Raw genomic sequence first — 19072 nt, forward strand, 5'->3', positions numbered from 1 at the left:
CTACGGGATGTCCACCCGCCGCACCACACCGTCGACCGCGTCGGCAGCCTCGATCTCGCCACGCGTGATGCCGAGGATGAACAGCACGGTATCCAGGTACGGGTGGCTCAGCGACGCGTCGGCGACCTCCCGCAGCGCGGGCTTGGCGTTGAACGCGACGCCGAGGCCGGCCGCCGACAGCATGTCGATGTCGTTGGCGCCGTCGCCGACCGCGACCGTCTGCTCCATGGGCACACCGGCCTGGTTGGCGAAGTCCCGCAGCGCCTTGGCCTTGCCCGGACGGTCGACGATCGGGCCGGTCACCCGGCCGGTCAGCTTGCCGTCGACGATCTCGAGGTGGTTGGCCGCCACGAAGTCGAGCATCAGCTCCTCGGCCAGCGGCTCGATCACCTGGCGGAACCCGCCCGACACCACACCGCAGTGGTAACCCAGCCGGCGCAGCGTACGCAGTGTGGTCCGGGCACCCGGGGTCAGCTCGATCTGGTCGGCGACCTCGTCGACCACCTCGGCCGGCAGGCCGGCGAGCGTGGCCACCCGCTCCCGCAGCGACTCCTCGAAGTCCAGTTCGCCGCGCATGGCGGCCTCGGTGATGGCCGCGACCTTGGCCTCGGCGCCGGCGCGCGCCGCCAGCATCTCGATGACCTCGCCCTGGATCAGCGTCGAGTCGACGTCGAACACGATGAGCCGCTTGGCCCGCCGGGCCAGGCTGTAGTCCTCGAGGGCGATGTCGACGCCCTCGTCGACCGCGACGCGGGCCAGCGCGGTCTGCAGCTGCGCGTAGGCCCCGCCCACCGGGGGCACCGACACCCGCAGCTCCAGCCCCGTCACCGGGTAGTCGGAGACGCCGCGGATGAAGTCGATGTTGACCCCCAGCGCGGCGACCTCGCGGGCGACGACGGTGAACGCCTCGGCGGTGATGGGCCGGCCCAGCACGACGATGGTGTGGGTCGACGGTTCGGTCAGGACGGGCTGATCGTCACTGCTGTCGATCGCGACATCGAGTCCCAGCTCACCGATGGCCTGTTGCACGTCGGCCCGCAGCACCTCGCCGGCCACCTCGGCCGGCACCGCAACCAGCACGCCGAGTGTCAGGCGGCCACGGATGACCACCTGCTCGACGTTCAGCAGCTCGACGTTGTGCCGCGACAGCACGCCGAACAGCGTCGACGTCACGCCCGGCTGGTCGAGACCGGTGACGGTGATGAGCACTGATCCGTTTGGCATTCCTGCCTGCGTCATCTGTCAAGTCCCCTAACGCAGAACCGCCCGCGCCTTAGGCGCGGGCGGGTCGGCTGATTCCTAGTGGTGCGATCGACCGATGTGCGCTTCGGCGCGCATCCGCTCGACCATGTGCGGGTAGTGCAGCTCGAACGCCGGGCGCTCCGAACGGATTCGGGGCAGCTCGGTGAAGTTGTGCCGCGGCGGCGGGCAGCTGGTGGCCCACTCCAGGGAGTTGCCGTAGCCCCACGGGTCGTCGACCACGACGGGCTCGCCGTAACGCCAGCTCTTGAACACGTTCCACACGAACGGCAGCGTGGACAGGCCCAGGATGAAGGCACCGATGGTCGAGATCACGTTCAGCGTGGTGAAGCCGTCGGTGGGCAGGTAGTCGGCGTAACGACGCGGCATGCCCTCGTCACCGACCCAGTGCTGGACCAGGAAGGTGGTGTGGAAGCCGATGAAGGTCAGCCAGAAGTGCAGCTTGCCCAGACGCTCGTCGAGCAGCCGGCCCGTCATCTTCGGGAACCAGAAGTAGATGCCCGCGTAGGTGGCGAACACGATGGTGCCGAAGAGCACGTAGTGGAAGTGCGCGATGACGAAGTAGCTGTCCGTCACGTGGAAGTCCAGCGGCGGGCTGGCCAGCAGCACGCCCGACAGGCCACCGAGGAGGAAGGTGATCAGGAAGCCGACCGAGAACAGCATGGGCGTCTCGAAGGTCAACTGGCCCTTCCACATGGTGCCGATCCAGTTGAAGAACTTGATACCGGTCGGGACCGCGATCAGGAACGTCATGAAGGAGAAGAACGGCAGCAGGACGGCGCCGGTGGCGTACATGTGGTGCGCCCACACGGCGACCGACAGGGCGGCGATACCGAGCGTCGCGTAGATCAGGGTGGTGTAACCGAAGATCGGCTTGCGGCTGAACACCGGGAAGATCTCGGAGACGATGCCGAAGAACGGCAGCGCGATGATGTACACCTCGGGGTGGCCGAAGAACCAGAACAGGTGCTGCCACAGCAGGACGCCACCGTTGGCGGGGTCGTAGATGTGGGCGCCCAGGTGGCGGTCGGCGGCCAGGCCGAACAGCGCGGCGGTCAGCAGCGGGAAGGCCAGCAGCACGAGGATCGAGGTCACCAGGATGTTCCAGGTGAAGATCGGCATGCGGAACATCGTCATACCCGGGCAGCGCATGCAGACCACGGTGGTGACCATGTTGACGGCACCCAGGATGGTGCCCAGACCACCGACGGCCAGGCCGACGATCCACAGGTCGCCACCGGCGCCGGGCGAGTGGATCGCGTCGGTCAGCGGCGAGTAGGCGGTCCAGCCGAAGTCAGCGGCACCACCGGGGGTGATGAAGCCGGCGATGGCGATCATGGCGCCGAACAGGAACAGCCAGAACGAGAAGGCGTTCAGGCGCGGGAACGCCACGTCGGGGGCGCCGATCTGCAGCGGCAGCACCAGGTTGGCGAAGCCGAACACGATCGGGGTCGCGTAGAACAGCAGCATCACCGTGCCGTGCATGGTGAACAGCTGGTTGAACTGCTCGTTGCTCAGGAACTGCAGTCCCGGCATGGCCAGCTCGGTGCGCATGAACAGCGCCATCAGGCCACCGATGAAGAAGAACACGAAGCAGACGACGCAGTACATGATGCCGATCAGCTTGTGATCGGTCGTGGTCACCAGCTTGTAGATCAGGTTGCCCTTGGGGCCCATACGCTCCGGGAACGGGCGACGAGCCTCGAGTTCTCCGATTGGGGGCGCTTCGGCTACCAACAGATCCTCCAAATGTTCCGGGCGAATAGTTCGAGCACACGGGGCATCCCATGTTGTCTGCCGGTGATCTTATCCCCCATCGCACAGCCTTGCGGCGAGGGTCCTACAAACTGTCGTAATTGGCTGGACCAGCCGTCGGGCCCGGCGTGGCGCGGGCCCTCGCGACCGCGCCTCATCTGGGCCCGACCGCGCGGGTGTTACCGTCGGCCACGTGCAGTTTCCGACTCCCCGTACCCGGCTGTCCAGCGCCAGCGCGGCGGTTCTGACCGCCCTGTGCGCGACGGCCGCGACCGTCCTGACGGGCTGTTCGGGGCACACCAGCGAACCTCAGGCAGCGAACTCGGCTCCCATCACCAGCACCACCCGGATCGCCACCGCGGGCGTGCTGGGCAACCAGCGCCGGCCCGACGATTCGTGCGCGCCCACCCCGGCAGCGCTCGATGAGGGCCCGCCCACCCGCCAGGTGCACCACGCCGCCGGCGCCACCGACGTCAACGCCGACCCGCAGCGCATCGTCGTGCTCTCGGGCACGGCACTCGATGCGCTGTGCGCGCTGGGCCTGCAGGGCCGTGTGGTCGCCGCGGCGACCCCGACGGATTCGTCGGGCCAGACGTCATACCTGGGCACCGTCATCCACAACGTGCCGGCGGCCGGCACCCGCGGTGCCCCCGACATGGCCGCGGTCAAGGCCGCCAACCCCGACCTGATCATCGGCTCGCAGGTGTCGGCCACATCGGACACCTACGGCGCATTGTCGGCGATCGCGCCGACGGTGCTCACCGGGCCGTCGGGCGCGGCCTGGCAGGACGATCTGCGGATGGTCGGGGCGGCGACCGGTCGCGGCGCCGCCGCGGGCGCACTGGTCGACGGGTTCAACGCCGACGCCACCAAGGTCGGCGGCCAGAACGACGCCTCGCATTTCCAGGTGTCGGTGGTGCAGCTGACCGAGGGCACCCTGCGAATCTTCGGCGCCAACAACTTCCCGGGCAGCGTGCTGGCCCGGATCGGCGCGGATCGCCCTGCGCCGCAACGATTCACCGACAAGCCCTACCGCGAGATCGACATCTCGAAGCTGGGACCCGGCACCGATTTCTCGGCGGCCGACGGCGACATCGTCTACCTGACGTTCGAGTCACCGGCGGCCAAGGACAAAGCGACCGCGTTGCTCGACGGCCCGGCCTGGAAGAAGCTCGCCGCCACGCGCGACAACCGGGTGTTCGTGGTGAACAACGAGGTGTGGCAGACCGGTCAGGGCATCGTGGCGGCCCGCGGCATGCTCGACGACCTGCACTGGCTCAACGCGCCCATCAACTAGTCAGCCGGCACCCTGCAACGCCTGCTGGCCGAACTGTCCCAATTCCAGCGAGCCGTCGGGCAGTACCAGTTCGCCCGACTCGATGCGCCGGCGTAGGTAGGCGAACGTCTGCGCGGTCTGGGCGAACAGGTGCTCACCCGCACGCAGCGCCGGCCGGGGCTTGGCATCGGGCGAAGCGAACTGCGGCAGCGGTTTCACCTCGGTGTGGTAGTCGACGTTGAAGAACAACGGGAACGAGTACCGTTCCTCGGCGACCTTGCGGACGCGGTGGCTGGTCGCCACGAACGCACCGTTGGTCCACAGCTCCAGCAGGTCCCCGACGTTGACGACGAACGTCCCGTCGACGGGCGGTACGTCGATCCACTCGCCCGCGCCGTTGAGCACCTCGAGGCCGGGGGCCGTCGGCTTGAGCAGCGTGAAGCACTCGTAGTCGGTGTGCGCGCCGATCCCGACGCTGTCATGGGCGTCCGGGTTGTACGGATAGTGGATGAGCCGCAGCTGGCTCGGCGTCTTGGTGGCGTGGCGGGAGAAGACCTCCGGATCCTCACCGAGGGCGACGGCGAACGCCCACAGCAGCCGCTGGCCCACGGCCAGCACCGCCTGGTAGTAGGCAGTCACCGCGTCGGCGAAGCCGGGTAGGTCCGGCCACGCGTTGGGGCCCAGCATGGGATTGCCGGCCAGGTAATCCGGATCATCGGCGGGCAGATCCAGCGCGGTGTCGAACGCTTCCTTCAGATCCGGGACGGTGCCCTCCAGGCCCTCCTCGCCGACCGGCACATACCCCCGGTGACAGCGCGACAGCCCGATGTAGTTGCGCATCTTTTCTTCCACCGGCAGCGCGAAATACTCCTTCACCGCCGCCAGCATCGCGCTGAACAACGACTCATCGATGCCGGTGCCGCTGATGTAGAAGAAGCCGACGTCGGCCGCCGCCCGGCCCAGCTCGGCGGCCACGCGGTGCTGCTCGGCACGCTCGGGTGACGACAATCCGCTGATGTCGATGATCGGCACCGACGTGAATGACGTTACGCCACTCATGAATTCACATTCCCTTCCGAGTTGTCCACCGTCCAGTGCACGCCGTTGGCCTGGATTTGGTCGCCGACAGAAGCCATGTCGGCGAAGTCGATACCGAGCGCTCGCTGCGCGTCGCCGCCCACGGTGCCGAGCACCACCTGAGTGCCGTCGGCCCAGCCGAACATGGCGCCGACCCGGACCAGTAGCGCCGACGCTCCGGCCGGCCCGGACAGGTGCAGCGCGCCTGTCGGCCCCGCGTCGCCGGGGTCGCGGACCCAGTGCTCGATGTAGTGTTCGTGCACCCCGGTCTCGACGAGAACATCGCTCTCCCAGTGCATTACGCCGGCGTCGGGATGCGGTCCCGGCGTCGTGATGTCGAACTCTCGATGCCACTCGAAGACGTCGCCGTCCTGGTGCAGGGTGCCCGCGAATCCGCGGGAGTCAACGTAGGCCGTCAGGCTCTGCAGCCACAGCACACCCGGTTCGGTGTCGCGCGTGCCGTCGACGTCGATCAACAGCGTGCGGCGCCAGAGGCCGGCGCAGTCGGTCAGCAGTGGTGTCATGACGATTCCTCCCAGTTGTGCTGCAGCATCCGCAGTCCGTCGACGGTGGGCACCCCTATTGCCCGTACCCGGGCGATCCCGCCGTCCGGGTAGGCCTGTACGCGCAGTGCCGCCACGTCGGGCACGTCGACCGCGAACACCTGGCGCGCATCGGCGAGCAGTCGCGTCCGCGGCAGCACCGGAACGTCGAAAGCGACCATCCCCCAACCGTGTTCCCGATCGGGACGGCTCCGGCTGCCCAGCACCGACACCTCCAGGCTGGCGTTGAACACGAAGTACGACGTGTCGACCTCGATGCGGCGCAGGTCGGCGGGCGCGGCGAACGAGACGATCACCGCGTCGTGGGTGTCCGGTCCGACGTCGCGGCGTCGGCGCGCCTCCCAGCCGTCGCCCATGTTGTGCGGCCGGTTCGGCATGATCAGCGACGTGGCACTGGAATAGAAACTGTCACTGCACCATTCGACCCGACCACCGTTTTCCAGACCGGACACCTCGACGGTGACATCGCTGAAGGACGCGGGGTCCGGCACCACCTCGCCGTACGCCCGCAGCCGGGCGACGCCGCCGTCGGACTGCAGCCGCAGCCGCAGGTGCGTCCACCGCCGGCGGTCCGCGACGGCCAGCAGATTGTGCGAATCCGCCTTGAGCACAGTGGGTTCCACGATCGGTGTCCAGGCCACAGCGGGGTCTGCCGGATCGTCGGTGCGCGCCAGCACGCAGGCGTCCACCGCGCAGCCGCTCGGGTGATTGCCCGAGAAGAACCGGGTGTCCACGTCGATGGTGCGCAGCCGGCCGGGTGTGCCCAGCCGGATGATCGCCCAGTCGCCGGCGCGGCCGGCGTGGCGCCGGGTCTCCCAGCCGTCCACCACTTCGCCGCGCAGGTCGAAGGTTCCGGGCACGAAGGCGGGTTCGGCCGGGTCGACGAGCCGCTCCTTGAATCCGAACGATTCGTCACTGGCGGCCACCACGCTGCCGCCGACGAGGCGTGAGGCGAGATCGACGTCGGTCATCGGCCCAGTGCTTCCGACAGCGGCCAGTGGCTGCGCGGATTGTCCGGTCCCGGCGCGAACACCCCTGCCTTGCTGGTGGACAGGCCCAGCCCGACGACGGCCTGGGCGAGGGCCACCGCGGCGGCGACCCCGTCGACCGCGGGCACCCCGAGCTTGGCGGAGATCGCCGCCGTCACGCCTGCCATCCCGGCGCACCCCAGGCAGATCACGTCGGCGCCGTCCTCGTTGACGGCGCGTGCGGCCTCGTCGACAATCGCCTGCACGGCGCCGGCGGGGTCGGCGTCCACGGCTGCCGTGCCGAGGCCGCAGGCCCGTACCGAGGCGCAGTGTGCGTTCAGGCCGGCCAGCAGCAGCCGGTCCTCGATGGGCGGGATCGACCGGGCGAGCGTGGTGATCACCGAGAACCGCCGGCCGATCAGGTGCGCGACATGCGCGGCGCATTCGGCGATGTCGAACACCGGCACCGTCAGCATCTCGGCGAGCGCGTCGCGGCCGTGCTCGCCGAATCCGGCGAGCACAACGGCATCGAAGTCGAAGTCGCCCGACCGGGCCAGTCGGGCAACCAGGTCCATCACCCCGACCGCGGAAAGGTAGCTCTCGGCGGCGGAGTCGATTGCCGCCGAGCCGAAATACGGTGACATGCAGACGATCTCAGTGTCGGTATGCGCAGCGGCACGCGCGGCAGTGGCGATCTCGGCGGTCATGGCCGCCGAGGTGTTCGGGTTGAGCACCAGGATTCTCATGCCGGCTCCCCCACCAACGCGGGCACGCCGGCAACCCAGGTCTGCAGGACCGAACCCCGCAGCGTGACACCGTCATACGGGCTCACCGGGTGACGGTGCCGCAGCGTCGCCGCCCGCACGGTGTCGAGGGCACCCGGATCGAAGGCGCACAGGTCGGCCCGCAGGCCCACGGCGATCCGGCCCCGGTCGGTGTAACCGGCCAGCGCGGCGGGCCGTTGCGTCATCCACCGGCTCAGGTCGGTGAGCCCGAAACCGCGTGCGGCGGCCTGCGTCCAGACTGCGCGCGGGCTCAGTTGCAGTGAGCTGATCCCACCGAATGCCCGGCCGAAATCCCCGTCCCCCTTGAGCCGCGGCGCGCAGGGCGAGTGGTCGGACACCACCAGGTCCAGCGTGCCGTCGTGCAGCGCGGACCACAGCAGTTCACGGTTGGCGCCGTCCCGGATGGGCGGGCAGCAGGCGAATTCGGTGCCACCGTCGTGCACCGTCTCGGCGGCGAATGTCAGGTAATGCGGGCAGGTTTCGGCCGTCACCGGTATCCCGGCGCGCTTGGCCTCGACGAGGCGGGCCAACACTGTGGCGCTGGAGACGTGCACGATGTGCGCGCGGGCCCCGGTCGCCGCTGCCGCGTCGATCACCAGTGCCACGGCATCGTCTTCGGCGGCGTCGGGTCGCGACGCCAGGAACGACCGGTATTCCCGGCCCGCCGGCGCTGGCCCGGCGTCGATCACCTGGTTGCTCTCGGCGTGGACGAGCAGCACCGACCCCAGTTCGGCGATGCGCCGCATGGCATCCCGGAACTGTCCCGGGCTCAGGTGCGGGAAATGCGGGTTGCCCGAGTCGGCGAGGAAGCACTTGAAGCCGCGCACCCCGGCCTGTGCCAGGTCGGCCAGATCGTCGAGGTTGTCGGGCACCACGCCACCCCAGTACCCGACGTCGACGTGGCAATTACCCGCTGCCGTGGCCTTTTTGGTGTACAGGGCCGCGACGCTGGTGGTCACCGGGTCGCAGTCCAGTGGCATGTCGACCACGGTGGTGATCCCGGCCGCGGCCGCCGCGGCGGTGGCGGTCTCGAAGCCCTCCCAATCGGTACCCGGTTCGTTGATGTGGACATGCGTGTCGACGAAACCAGGGAGCAGCACCACCGATTCGGGCAACCGGATGTCCTCTACTGCAGCGCAATCGGCGTCGACGTCACCCACGAAGACGATGCGACCACCGTCGATCCCCACCGCGGCGGGAACCTCGTGACCGTCGACGAGCACCCGGTCGGCGCGCAGCACGCACTCCATCACAGCCCGCCGAACCGATGATGGAAATGGTCGGTGAGCTCGGGCCACACGTGTGGATCATGGCCGGGGATCAGCTGAAACCCCCTGTCGGCGGCCAACTTCTTGAGTCGGCGGATCGGCTCGATCGTGTCCTGCGGGTCGACGTCGATGAACCCGCCGATGGCGAGCTCGTGCTCGATGTTCTCCGTGAGGTCGGCCGCATCGAAGGCGAACACGAAGCCGTCACCGCCGACGGACTGGTCGAGTTCGACGACGAAGCTCTGATGCCCCGGCGTGTGCCCATAGGTCGGCACCGCGGTGATGCCCGGGGCGATCTCGGCTTCCCCGTCGGCCAGGTGCCACTCGATGTTCGGGTCGTCGAAATCGATCCGATTGATCGCGTTGCGTTCAGGCTCAGGGTGATTCGACAGCCCGTACTCGAGTTCACGACGCTGGGCGTGCACCGGGACCTTTCCGGCGAACAGCTTGAGCCCGCCGGCATGGTCGTGATGCAGGTGGCTGACGGCGACGGTGTGGATCTCGTCGAAATCCACCCCGACCTCCGCCAGTCGCTGCTCGATCGGCTCGCCCGGTCCGGGCAGCACCGGGCGGTACTCGACGGTCGGGAAGAACCGCCGGTACAGCGCCGGGTCCCGTACGAGCGCGGTGTTGAATCCCGTGTCGAGCAGTACCCAACCGCCGTCGGTCTGCAGCAACACCCCGGGCACCGGCTCCCGCATGCGCTCCTCCGGCGGTGCCCCGTACACCGACACCGACTTCGGCAGCTCCTCCCAGCCCAGGGTCAGCAGGATGATCCGCCGCACTCCGGGCTTGCCGACCAGAGTGGCCATCAGCCGACCGAAAGGGCGTTCAGGCGCAGCGAATTCGGGTTGGTGACCACGTGTGCCTGTTCGACGCCCTTGAGCCAGGGCTGGGCCACCATGAAGTCGTTGACGTCGGCGATGTTCAGCCAGCACCCGGTCTTGACCGCTTCCACACCGGCCGTCGAGAAGTCCGGGGCCGAATCGGCGGGCAGGCCCTTGGCCAATGCGTCTGTCACCGCGGGCGACGAGCAGCCGAAGAAGTTCAGGCCGCCGCCGGCATCCCACGAGATGTGGCCCCAGGTGTACGGCGACGGCGCATCAGGCCAGCCGACGTACGTCATGATCTCGGGTGCGGACTTTCCGTCAGTACCGACCCACCCGTAGATCTCCGACGTGGGATACGCCTGCACCTTGACGGTCAGACCGGCTGCGGCCAGTTCGGTCTGAATCAGGTTGCTGATCAACTGGTTGTCCGGGTTGCTCGAGTCGTAGCCGATGGTGACGGCCTTTTGATCGGCCGGCAGCGTCGCGGCGATGGCGGACAGCGCCGAGGGGTCGTGCGGCACCGACTGCTTGCCGTATTCGGCGGCCATCATGTTCGGCGGGTAGATCTGCTCGGCCTTCTTACCGCGCCCGAAGTACGTCTGCTTCACCAGCTCGTCGACATCGATCGCCTGCATCACCGCGTTGCGGTTCTTGGCGTCGGTCATCATGCCCTTGCTCGGGTTGATGTACGCGTAGTTCGACATCATGGTCGGCAGCGAGTAGTTGGTGAACGCCTTGTTGTTCAGGTAGGACTGGACCGCCGAGGACGGCAGGTCGTGCAGGATGGCGGCCACCTGGCCGTTGTTGAACTGCAGTTGCTGCGCCGACACGTCGGTGATGACCGGTAGCTCGACCTTCTCGAAATACGGCTTGGTGCCCCAGTATCCGGGGAAGGCGGCCATCGCGTAGTGCGACCCCACCTGGGCGTCGGTCAGCGTGAACGGACCGGTGCCGAGGTCATGAGTCGTGAGGTAACCCTGCGCGTTGTCGGTGCCGGCGTTCTTCTTCAGTCCTTCAGGACTGAGCATGCGGGGGCCGTACGGACACGCCAGGTAGTCGAGGAACGCCGAGTTGGGTGCCTTCAGCGTGACGGTGACGTCGTAATCCCCTTGTGTGGTCACCGATTCCACGTCCTTGACCATGTAGGCCGGGCCCTGGTTGACGGCCACCCGGCGATCGAACGACGCTTTGACCGCCGCCGACGTGAACGGCGTGCCATCGTGGAACTTGACGCCCTCACGGAGCTTGAACGTGAACACCTTGTTGTCCGGCGACGCCGTCCAGCTCGTGGCCAGCAGCGGTTCCAGGACGGCCTTGTCGACACCGGCCTTGTATTGCAGCAGGCCTTCGTAGGTGTTGGTGGTCAGCAACAGACCCTGTCCCGCGTAGTAGATGTCCGGGTCCGGCGGCTGCCCCGGGTCCTGCAGGAAGGACAGGTGCAGAACCTTGTCGGTGGGCGCGGCGTTGGGCGTGCCGCTCCCCGAGTTCGAGCCACCGCAACCGCTCAGCGTCAACATGACGGCGGCGGCACCGGCAGCGGCGATCCGCCAGCTTCCGCGCGCGCGACCGGGGACCTTGTGGCTCTTCATCATCGGGCAACTCCTTCGAGGGCGGGGCTGGACAACTCGGGCGGACACATATCGGAAAAGGCGGCGACGATCTCGTCGGTGGTGCGCATGGCACCGGCCTGCAGGTACTCCATGGCATCGAGGGCCGCGTCGTGGCGATAGGTCGACGAGCCGCCCACGCAGTCGGTCACGACGCGGACGTAGAAGTCACGCTGGTGCGCATCGGCGAAGGTGTAGTGCACGCAGACGTCGGTGAGCCCGCCGATGAGAATGAGCGTCGAGGCCCGCAGACCCGACAGCACGATCTCGAAATCCGTTCCGATGAAACCGGAATAGCGGCGCTTGACGATGTGGAACTCGTGGTTGGGCCCATCGAGGTCGGGCAGCAGCGCGGGATGCAGCGGGGTGCCCGGGCGGCCGTCCACACAGTGCTCGCCCTCGGCGCCGTCGAGCTCGCGGCCGAAGTCGATGCCGTTGGGGCGGTGCACCTCCTGGAAGAACACGATCGGGATCCGCGCGGCGCGGGCGGCGGCGATCAGGCGCTGGGCCCGGGCGATCCGGCCGTCGTAACCGGCCATGTGCTCGATGCCGACCACCTCGGCCGGCATGTCGCCGGACTCCTGCATGTCGACGACGACCAGGACGGGATTACCTACGATGAGCGGCTGTTTCGGCACTTAACCTCCTGTGACGGCGATACGCGGATCAGCGGCGGCCTGCAGCAGGTCCACCACCGTGTTGATGACGACGTAGAGCGCTCCCAGCATCAGCGTGACGCCGGCGATCGCCGGGAAATCCGCCACGGGAATGCTCTGCGCGACGTACTGCCCGATGCCGGGCCAGCCGAAGACCTGCTCGACCACCAACACGCCCGAAAACATCAGGCCCACTTGGAGTCCGGTCATCGACAGGGCGGCGCCGACCGAGTTGCGCAGCACATGCCTGGCCAGGATTCGGGTCTCGGACAGTCCCTTGGCGCGGGCCGTCCGCGCGTAGTCGCTGTCGATGTCGGCCAGCAGGCTGCTGCGCAGCACCCGGCCGATCGCGACAGCCGGGCCGATCGCGATGACGAACGCCGGCAGGATCAGGTGGTGCGCGGCGTCGGCCACGACATCGAGCCGCCCGTGGAGCAGACCGTCCACGGTGAGCATGCCCGTCGGCCCGGTCGGCGGACTCGGCACGGCACTGCGGCCGTTGGCCGGTACCCAACCCAGGTCTTGATAGAAGACGATGAGGCCGAGGATGCCGAGCAGGAACATCGGCGCCGAGGAACCCGCGAACAACACGGCCCGAAGCACATTCGCGCCGCGCCAGTTCAAGGTTGTGCTGAACGCCAGCAGCACCGCGAGGACGACGGCGATCAGCAGGCCGGCGAGCGCCAGCTCCAGCGTGGCGGGCACGAACGACCCGAGGTCGGCCATCACCGCATGCCGAGTCCGGTACGACGTGCCCAGGTCGCCGGTCGCGGCACCGGCCAGGTAGTGCCAGAACTGAACCAGCACAGGGTCATTCAGTCCCAGCGCCGCGCGCCGGGCCGCCACCGCGTCAGCTGAGGCCTGAGCGCCGAGCTGGGCCTTCACCGGATCCAGCGGCGAGATGTTCTGCAGGACGAACATCACTGCCGTCAAGGCCACCAGGATGGCGACCATCGACCCCAACCGCGAGGCCACGAACGTCTTCATGTTTCACCCACCTCTCTTCATGCGCGCGCTCATCACCACCACCGGATCGGCGGCCTACGTCGTCTTCATCAGGTTGCGCAGGCAGTCGCCGGAGATGTTGGCGACCAGCGCAAGCACCAGCACACCCAGTCCCGGCATGACCGGAATCCACCACTGCTGCAGGAAGTAACTCAGGTTGCGCGCCGAGTCGGCGCCGAGCTCGGGTGCCGGCGCGGCCTGACCGAGCCCGAGAAAGGACAAGCCGGCCAATGTGAGAATCAGCGTGCCGATGTCCAGGCTCGCGGCGACCAAGGCGTTGGGCACCGCACCCGGCAGCAGGTGCCGTCCGGCGAGCCGAAATCGGCTGACACCGGCCAGCTTTGCGGCCTCGACGTGGGGACGCGCCGCAAGCCGCGCCACCTCCCCCCGCACCAGCCGCGCGTAGAACGGCCACCACACGATGGACACCGCGATCAGCGTGTGCAGGAAGCTCGGTCCCAGCGCGGCGACCACGGCGATCGCCAGCACCGGCGCGGGCAGCGACAGGAAACCGTCGGTGATGCGCATCAGCGTCGAGTCGACCCAGCCACCGGCCGCCCCGGCGACCAGGCCGACGAGCCCGCCGATCAACAGGCCCAGCGCCACGACCGCCAGCGCGGCCAGCCAACTCGACCGCGCGCCGTAGAGCACGCGGGACAGGATGTCGCGTCCCACGCTGTCGGTGCCGAGCAGGAACCCGTGCTCACCCGGCGCCTGCAACGGCATCCCGACCGGGATCAGCGGGTCGTGGGGAGCCAGCAGCGGCACCGCGACGAGAGCCAGCGTCAACAGGATCACGAGGGCGAAACCCGCGCTGTTGATGATCGTCGACCGGGACTGTGGCAGCGCCAGCCGCAGCCGGCCACGACCGCGGATGAGACTCGGGGCGGGGATCGCGATGGCCATCAGCGCACCTTCTCTTCGATACAGGCGACCTGATGTGCGCCACCGAATTTGCCGACGAGTCGGACGTCGAGCTCGTCACCGCTGCAGGCGTCGACGGCGATCGGGCATCTCGGATGGAACGCACATCCGGTCGGCGGTGACAACGGGCTCGCCGGTTCGCCTGGCAATACCCGCGATTCGCGACCCAGGTCGGGAATCGCGTCGACCAGCGCACGGGTGTACGGATGTGCCGGGTTTCCGATGACCTCTTCGGCCGGTCCGATCTCCACGATGCGGCCCAGGTACATCACGGCGATGCGATCGGCGACGACCCGAGCCACCGACAGGTCGTGCGTCACGAACACCACCGACATGTCCAGGCTTCGGCGCAGGTCCCCGATCAGGTTGAGCACCGAGGCCGCCAGGGACACGTCGAGGGCACTCGTGGGTTCGTCGCACAACAGCACGGCGGGCGGGACGACGGTGGCGCGAGCCAGCGAAACCCGTTGGCGCTGACCGCCGGACAGCTGACCGGCGCGTGACTTCGCCACCTCCGCGGGTAGCCCCACCCGGCCGAGAACCTCGATGACCGCATCGCGACGCGCGGCCCGCGACAGTTTCCTGCCGCGCAGGCGCTCGGCGATCAACTCACCGACCGACAGCCAGGGCGTGAGGGAGGCGCCGGCGTCTTGGAACACCATCTGTGGGCGCTGTTCCCCGGCCACCTCGACGGCGCCCGTGGTCGCCTTCTCCAGGCCCGCGATCACCCGCAACAGCGTGGATTTTCCCGAACCGCTCTCCCCCACCAGCGCCACCGACTCGCCGTGCCCCACGCGCAGCGTCACACCGCGCAATGCCTGGAGTTTGCCGCGCGGCGCGACGGTGAAGGTCTTGGTCACGTCCGTCACGGTGACGGCGGCCGGCTCGTCCGCAGCGGCAGTACTGACCGGCTGTGCGGCAACGGGTTCCGGCACTGAGTCGAGAGCCGCCGGATCGTGCGCCAGCTCCTCCGGGGTGAGCAGACAGGCGCTGACCCGCCCGGGGCCCACGGAAGTCGGTTCGGGAGAGGACTTCTCACAATTTTCGGTGGCTTGATCACAGCGCGGGCTGAAAGCGCATCCCGGTAGCGGTGACACCGGGCTCGGCACCGAACCGGGCATCGCCGCCAGCCGACGGCCGCGTGCGGTGTCCAGCGTCAGCCGTGACCGCAGCAGCCCGCGGGTATAGGGGTGAGCAGGTGCGCCCAGAACGTCGGCGGCCGGGCCGACCTCGGCGATGCGGCCGGCGTAGAGCACCGCGATGCGGTCGGAGATCTGGGCCGCCACCCCGAGGTCGTGGGTGATGAAGACGATGCTGCAACCGATTTCGTCGCGGAGTCGTTGCAGCAGTCGGAGGACCTGGGCCTGCACCGTGACGTCCAGTGCGGTCGTCGGTTCGTCGGCGATGATGAGTTCCGGCGAGCCGGCGATCGCGATGGCGATCATCACGCGCTGGCGCAGGCCGCCGGAGAGCTCGTGCGGGTAGGCGCGCATCCGTCGCGCCGGGTCGGGTATGCCGACCGCGGTCAGCAGGCGCAGGGCTTCGTCGTCGCTGCCCGCCGCCTCGGCGACCTGCTTGCCGATCCGCATGGTCGGGTTGAGCGAGGTCATCGGATCCTGGAACACCGCGCCCAGGTCGAGCCGGCGCACCGTGCGCAGCGCCTTTGCGTCACCATGCACCATGTCCGAGCCGGCCACCGAGATGCCGCCCTCGATCCGGGCCGACGCCGGCAGCAGACCGAGCATCCCGAAGCCCAATACGCTTTTCCCTGAGCCCGATTCGCCTACCAGACCGAGGATTTCGCCACGCCGAACGGTCAGCGAGACGCCGCGCAGCGCGTGTACGTCGCGACCGTTGCGCGGGAACGTGACATGCAGGCCCGCCACGGTCGCCACCGCATCCGGGTTCGACGACACGGTGGCGACGGGCGTGGCGTCCGCCACCGATACAGCAGTGCCCATGTGCGCTCTCCTGCGTTCTGATCGCCATGCCTTGGTACGTCTCTGACCGCTGGCCTGTCAGTTGACAGTTTTCTCCCCCGACCATCTCGCATGGTGTCGCCGAAGTAAGCACGATGTAAGCAACCAGGGCCCGTAGGTAACCGGCCGATATCGCAGGTTTCTGTCGCGTGACAGATACCGACCGCCGGTATCGATGGCTGCTGGCTTGGACCACGATGAATGAATGTCGACCACCCACACAGGAAGGCCTCGACTGCGGCCCCAGCGACGCCCGGGCGTCACGGGACGAGACGAAATCCTCGATGCCGCAAGCGAATTGTTCACCACCCTGGGCTACGCAGGTACGTCGACGCGAACCATCGCCGATTCGGTGGGCATCAGGCAGGCGTCGCTGTACCACTACTTCAAGACCAAGGACGACATCCTGTGTGCCGTGCTGAGCCAGACCGTCGCCCCGACACTGGCCTTCATCCCGAGCCTGCTGAGCGCCACGCCGGCCTTGTCCGCAACCGAGCATCTCCACGCCCTGGCGACGTTCGACGGAGATCAATTACTCGGTGGCACATGGAACCTGGGCGCGCTCTACCTGCTTCCCGAACTGCGCGCCGATCGCCTGGAGCCGTTCTGGTCCGACCGCGAACGCCTGCGACAGCACTATCTGACCCTGAGCCGGGAAGTGCTGGAACGTACCGGCGTCCATCAGGCAGCCGCCGACCTGCCGTTCCGACTCGTCGAATCGCTGGTCAACATGTGGTCGGTGCCGCACGGCCCCGAACGATGTGATCTGCCCATGCAGGTCGCCGATGCCGGCGTGCGCGTGCTGGGCATCCCCGACGCCGAAACACCCGCACTGCGCGAGCGCACCAGGCAGGTCATCGAGCTGCACACCGGCCCCGGATAACCTCTTAGCGTGTTTCACGTACTGAACATCACCTACACGCAACCCTTGGACGTCGTGGACCAGGCACGGCCCGCGCATCTGGAATGGCTCGGCAAGCTGGTCGAGGAACGTCGCATCCTTCTCGCCGGCCGACTGGAGTCGCAGGGCGGCGCCGTCCTGATCGCCTCGGACATGACGGCCGAGGAAGCCGACGCCCTCACCGCGAGCGACCCGTACGTGCACGCCGGTGTCGCCACCTACGAGCGTGTGAGCTTCAACGCCGGATTCCGCGCCGCCGGGCTCTGACCGGAAATTCACAGCTTCATCCGGGATTAGTTCGACGCCGGCCGCCGTTGAGTGTGGTCAGGGCCTGACGCAATGCCCCACATTTCGTTACCTTCGCTAATCTTTGTAGTAGGTAACCGCCGCTAGGCAAGCCGAGAATGAAGAGGACTGACACGCATGACCACGACCGTTTCCGCCTACGCCGCGACTTCAGCGACCAGCCCGCTGACCAAGACCACCATCGAGCGCCGTGACATCGGCCCGCACGATGTGGCATTCGACATCAAGTTCGCGGGCATCTGTCACTCGGACATCCACACCGTCAAGTCCGAATGGGGCCCGGCCAACTACCCCGTCGTACCCGGCCACGAGATCGCCGGTGTCGTCACGGCCGTCGGCTCCGAGGTGACCAAGTACAAGGTCGGCGACCACGTCGGCGTCGGCTGCTTCGTCGACTCGTGCCGCGAGTGCGAGAACTGCCTGGCCGGCCTGCAGCAGTACTGCACCGGCAAGGGCGGCAACATCGGCACCTACAACGCCGTGGGCCGTGACGGCACCCCCACCTATGGCGGCTACAGCACCGCCATCGTCGTCGACGAGAACTACGTGCTGCGCATCCCGGACAGCATCCCGCTGGACAAGGCCGCTCCCCTGCTGTGCGCCGGTATCACCCTGTACTCGCCGCTGCGGCACTGGAACGCCGGGCCGGGCAAGAAGGTGGCGATCGTCGGTCTCGGCGGCCTGGGCCACGTCGGTGTGAAGCTCGCCGTCGCGATGGGTGCCGAGGTCACAGTGCTGAGCCAGTCGCTCAAGAAGATGGAAGACGGTCTGCGCCTGGGCGCACACCACTACTACGCCACCAACGACCCGGACACCTTCAAGAAGCTGGCCGGCACCTTCGACCTCATCATCAACACGGTGTCGGCGAACCTCAACATGGGCCTGTACCTGAACCTGCTCAAGAGCGACGGCACGCTCGTCGAGCTCGGCGCCCCCGAGAAGCCGCTTGAGGTGCCGGTGTTCCCGTTGATCGGTATGCGCCGCACCCTCGCCGGCTCGTTGATCGGCGGCATCCCGGAGACCCAGGAGATGCTGGACTTCTGCGCCGAGCACGATGTCACCCCGGAGATCGAGGTCATCGACGCGTCGTACGTCAACGAGGCCTACGAGCGCGTCATCGCCAGTGACGTGCGGTACCGCTTCGTGATCGACACCGCGACCATCTAGCCGCGGGTTTCTCGTCAACGCCGAGGATTGCAGTCAAATACTGACTGCAATCCTCGGCGTAACGCGTTATCGGCCGTCTGCGCCGGGGCGGGCGTCAGGCAACAGGTCCATAGCGGCCAACGGCCAGCCGGCCGCGGCCAGTTTGGCAGCCACCCGCGCGACGTTCTCCGGGCCGGCGTCATGGTGGGTGACGTCGGCGATGAACTCGGCGATGTCGTCGCGCTCGATGGGATTGTCGACGTCGGCGGGCGCTGAGGCCTCGGCGATATTGCGCACCACTTCGGCCACCTGCTCCTCGGTCAGCGGCGTGGCCCGCAGCAATGCCAGCAGCGGCACCCGGTCGGGGCCTGGGACCCCCTCCGGGTAACCGGCACGCAGCCAGTTCAGTACCGAAAGCAGCAGCGACTTCGTCGACACCCGGTAAGTCTCGCCGTTGCCCGGTCAACCCACCACTGGACGCGCCGGCATCTGGGGTTTTCGCGTCTGCTCTCGGAGTACCGGCCACAATCTCCCTTGTGCCCGACGATCCGGTAGACATCCTGCAGCGCTGGGAGCTGGCAGGCGGTGTCTGGCGGATCATCGGCCGCCGCGCACACGAACTGACCATCGGGCTGTTCCAGTGCGACGGCGGTGAGCGCGTCGACGTGATCCGCTCCGGCGATGCGGCACTGCTCGCCTTCGTCGGCGACCGGGAGTCCAACGCGGACTGACCTGCCCCTGTTGACGGAATTTACTGTCACGCATT

19 protein-coding genes are annotated in these 19072 nt (G+C 67.9%); 5 read left to right on the forward strand and 14 right to left on the reverse strand.

Annotation, left to right across the window (positions count from 1 at the left end):
• A complete protein-coding gene (gene serB / locus ACJH6J_RS10630; RefSeq protein ID WP_406803949.1) occupies positions 1–1224 on the reverse strand; it encodes a phosphoserine phosphatase SerB in 1224 nt (407 codons plus the stop codon).
• A gap of 75 nt (positions 1225–1299) precedes the next feature.
• Positions 1300–2997, reverse strand: coding sequence for a cytochrome c oxidase subunit I (gene ctaD, locus ACJH6J_RS10635; protein WP_061004131.1), 1698 nt, complete (start codon positions 2995–2997; stop codon positions 1300–1302).
• A 211-nt stretch (positions 2998–3208) separates the two neighbouring features.
• Between ctaD and ACJH6J_RS10640 the strand changes: the two genes are divergently transcribed.
• Positions 3209–4312: an iron-siderophore ABC transporter substrate-binding protein gene (locus tag ACJH6J_RS10640; protein ID WP_318986149.1), complete on the forward strand. Its 1104-nt coding sequence runs from the start codon at positions 3209–3211 to the stop codon at positions 4310–4312.
• Here ACJH6J_RS10640 and ACJH6J_RS10645 read toward each other — a convergent pair whose 3' ends face one another.
• The 11 genes from ACJH6J_RS10645 to ACJH6J_RS10695 are packed head-to-tail and all read right to left on the reverse strand — an operon-like array spanning position 4313 to position 15935.
• Positions 4313–5350: a 2-oxoglutarate and iron-dependent oxygenase domain-containing protein gene (locus tag ACJH6J_RS10645; RefSeq protein ID WP_318986148.1), complete on the reverse strand. Its 1038-nt coding sequence runs from the start codon at positions 5348–5350 to the stop codon at positions 4313–4315.
• Positions 5347–5892, reverse strand: coding sequence for a hypothetical protein (locus tag ACJH6J_RS10650; protein ID WP_318986147.1), 546 nt, complete (start codon positions 5890–5892; stop codon positions 5347–5349). The genes ACJH6J_RS10645 and ACJH6J_RS10650 overlap by 4 nt, the downstream gene beginning before the upstream one ends.
• Positions 5889–6902, reverse strand: coding sequence for an allantoicase (alc, locus tag ACJH6J_RS10655; RefSeq protein WP_318986146.1), 1014 nt, complete (start codon positions 6900–6902; stop codon positions 5889–5891). Before alc ends, ACJH6J_RS10650 begins: the two co-directional genes overlap by 4 nt.
• On the reverse strand, positions 6899–7645 hold the full coding sequence (locus ACJH6J_RS10660) for an aspartate/glutamate racemase family protein (protein ID WP_318986145.1): 747 nt from the start codon (positions 7643–7645) through the stop codon (positions 6899–6901). Before ACJH6J_RS10660 ends, alc begins: the two co-directional genes overlap by 4 nt.
• Positions 7642–8934, reverse strand: coding sequence for an allantoinase AllB (gene allB, locus ACJH6J_RS10665; RefSeq protein ID WP_318986144.1), 1293 nt, complete (start codon positions 8932–8934; stop codon positions 7642–7644). Before allB ends, ACJH6J_RS10660 begins: the two co-directional genes overlap by 4 nt.
• Positions 8934–9764: an N-acyl homoserine lactonase family protein gene (locus ACJH6J_RS10670; protein WP_318986143.1), complete on the reverse strand. Its 831-nt coding sequence runs from the start codon at positions 9762–9764 to the stop codon at positions 8934–8936. The genes allB and ACJH6J_RS10670 overlap by 1 nt, the downstream gene beginning before the upstream one ends.
• A complete protein-coding gene (locus tag ACJH6J_RS10675; protein ID WP_318986142.1) occupies positions 9764–11371 on the reverse strand; it encodes an ABC transporter substrate-binding protein in 1608 nt (535 codons plus the stop codon). The genes ACJH6J_RS10670 and ACJH6J_RS10675 overlap by 1 nt, the downstream gene beginning before the upstream one ends.
• On the reverse strand, positions 11371–12027 hold the full coding sequence (locus ACJH6J_RS10680) for a cysteine hydrolase (RefSeq protein ID WP_318986141.1): 657 nt from the start codon (positions 12025–12027) through the stop codon (positions 11371–11373). The genes ACJH6J_RS10675 and ACJH6J_RS10680 overlap by 1 nt, the downstream gene beginning before the upstream one ends.
• Positions 12028–13032: an ABC transporter permease gene (locus ACJH6J_RS10685; RefSeq protein ID WP_212813802.1), complete on the reverse strand. Its 1005-nt coding sequence runs from the start codon at positions 13030–13032 to the stop codon at positions 12028–12030.
• 54 nt (positions 13033–13086) lie between these two features.
• Positions 13087–13956 carry an ABC transporter permease gene (locus ACJH6J_RS10690; protein ID WP_318986140.1) on the reverse strand — a complete coding sequence of 290 codons (870 nt, stop codon included), beginning with the start codon at positions 13954–13956 and terminating at the stop codon, positions 13087–13089.
• Positions 13956–15935 (reverse strand): ABC transporter ATP-binding protein, encoded by a 1980-nt coding sequence (locus ACJH6J_RS10695; RefSeq protein ID WP_318986139.1) that lies wholly within the window; start codon positions 15933–15935, stop codon positions 13956–13958. The genes ACJH6J_RS10690 and ACJH6J_RS10695 overlap by 1 nt, the downstream gene beginning before the upstream one ends.
• A gap of 223 nt (positions 15936–16158) precedes the next feature.
• Here ACJH6J_RS10695 and ACJH6J_RS10700 point away from each other — a divergent pair, with 223 nt between their 5' ends.
• The 3 genes from ACJH6J_RS10700 to ACJH6J_RS10710 all read left to right on the forward strand — a co-directional run bounded on the left by ACJH6J_RS10700 (position 16159) and on the right by ACJH6J_RS10710 (position 18327).
• Entirely contained in the window at positions 16159–16836 is a 678-nt protein-coding gene (locus ACJH6J_RS10700) for a TetR/AcrR family transcriptional regulator (RefSeq protein ID WP_212813796.1), read from the forward strand.
• A 9-nt stretch (positions 16837–16845) separates the two neighbouring features.
• Entirely contained in the window at positions 16846–17121 is a 276-nt protein-coding gene (locus tag ACJH6J_RS10705; RefSeq protein ID WP_064859063.1) for a YciI family protein, read from the forward strand.
• A gap of 156 nt (positions 17122–17277) precedes the next feature.
• Positions 17278–18327 carry an NAD(P)-dependent alcohol dehydrogenase gene (locus tag ACJH6J_RS10710; RefSeq protein WP_212813794.1) on the forward strand — a complete coding sequence of 350 codons (1050 nt, stop codon included), beginning with the start codon at positions 17278–17280 and terminating at the stop codon, positions 18325–18327.
• A gap of 66 nt (positions 18328–18393) precedes the next feature.
• Here the strand turns inward: ACJH6J_RS10710 and ACJH6J_RS10715 are convergent, their stop codons facing one another.
• On the reverse strand, positions 18394–18744 hold the full coding sequence (locus ACJH6J_RS10715) for a DUF3349 domain-containing protein (RefSeq protein WP_212813792.1): 351 nt from the start codon (positions 18742–18744) through the stop codon (positions 18394–18396).
• Between the two features lie 98 nt (positions 18745–18842).
• Here ACJH6J_RS10715 and ACJH6J_RS10720 point away from each other — a divergent pair, with 98 nt between their 5' ends.
• Complete coding sequence (locus tag ACJH6J_RS10720) at positions 18843–19037, forward strand: hypothetical protein (protein WP_110767288.1); 195 nt, start codon at positions 18843–18845, stop codon at positions 19035–19037.
• Positions 19038–19072: the final 35 nt, after the last annotated feature.

It is taken from the genome of Mycobacterium sp. SMC-18, assembly GCF_045310895.1.
Classification (GTDB): Bacteria; Actinomycetota; Actinomycetes; order Mycobacteriales; family Mycobacteriaceae; genus Mycobacterium.

What these genes read in the sequence shown, in the direction of transcription:
- serB (WP_406803949.1), bottom strand. Translation starts at nt 1,224, where the DNA reads ATGCCAAACGGATCAGTGCTCATCACCGTCACCGGTCTCGACCAGCCG.
- ACJH6J_RS10645 (WP_318986148.1), bottom strand. Translation starts at nt 5,350, where the DNA reads ATGAGTGGCGTAACGTCATTCACGTCGGTGCCGATCATCGACATCAGC.
- ACJH6J_RS10650 (WP_318986147.1), bottom strand. Translation starts at nt 5,892, where the DNA reads ATGACACCACTGCTGACCGACTGCGCCGGCCTCTGGCGCCGCACGCTG.
- alc (WP_318986146.1), bottom strand. Translation starts at nt 6,902, where the DNA reads ATGACCGACGTCGATCTCGCCTCACGCCTCGTCGGCGGCAGCGTGGTG.
- ACJH6J_RS10660 (WP_318986145.1), bottom strand. Translation starts at nt 7,645, where the DNA reads ATGAGAATCCTGGTGCTCAACCCGAACACCTCGGCGGCCATGACCGCC.
- allB (WP_318986144.1), bottom strand. Translation starts at nt 8,934, where the DNA reads ATGGAGTGCGTGCTGCGCGCCGACCGGGTGCTCGTCGACGGTCACGAG.
- ACJH6J_RS10670 (WP_318986143.1), bottom strand. Translation starts at nt 9,764, where the DNA reads ATGGCCACTCTGGTCGGCAAGCCCGGAGTGCGGCGGATCATCCTGCTG.
- ACJH6J_RS10675 (WP_318986142.1), bottom strand. Translation starts at nt 11,371, where the DNA reads ATGAAGAGCCACAAGGTCCCCGGTCGCGCGCGCGGAAGCTGGCGGATC.
- ACJH6J_RS10685 (WP_212813802.1), bottom strand. Translation starts at nt 13,032, where the DNA reads ATGAAGACGTTCGTGGCCTCGCGGTTGGGGTCGATGGTCGCCATCCTG.
- ACJH6J_RS10690 (WP_318986140.1), bottom strand. Translation starts at nt 13,956, where the DNA reads ATGGCCATCGCGATCCCCGCCCCGAGTCTCATCCGCGGTCGTGGCCGG.
- ACJH6J_RS10695 (WP_318986139.1), bottom strand. Translation starts at nt 15,935, where the DNA reads ATGGGCACTGCTGTATCGGTGGCGGACGCCACGCCCGTCGCCACCGTG.
- ACJH6J_RS10700 (WP_212813796.1), top strand. Translation starts at nt 16,159, where the DNA reads ATGTCGACCACCCACACAGGAAGGCCTCGACTGCGGCCCCAGCGACGC.
- ACJH6J_RS10710 (WP_212813794.1), top strand. Translation starts at nt 17,278, where the DNA reads ATGACCACGACCGTTTCCGCCTACGCCGCGACTTCAGCGACCAGCCCG.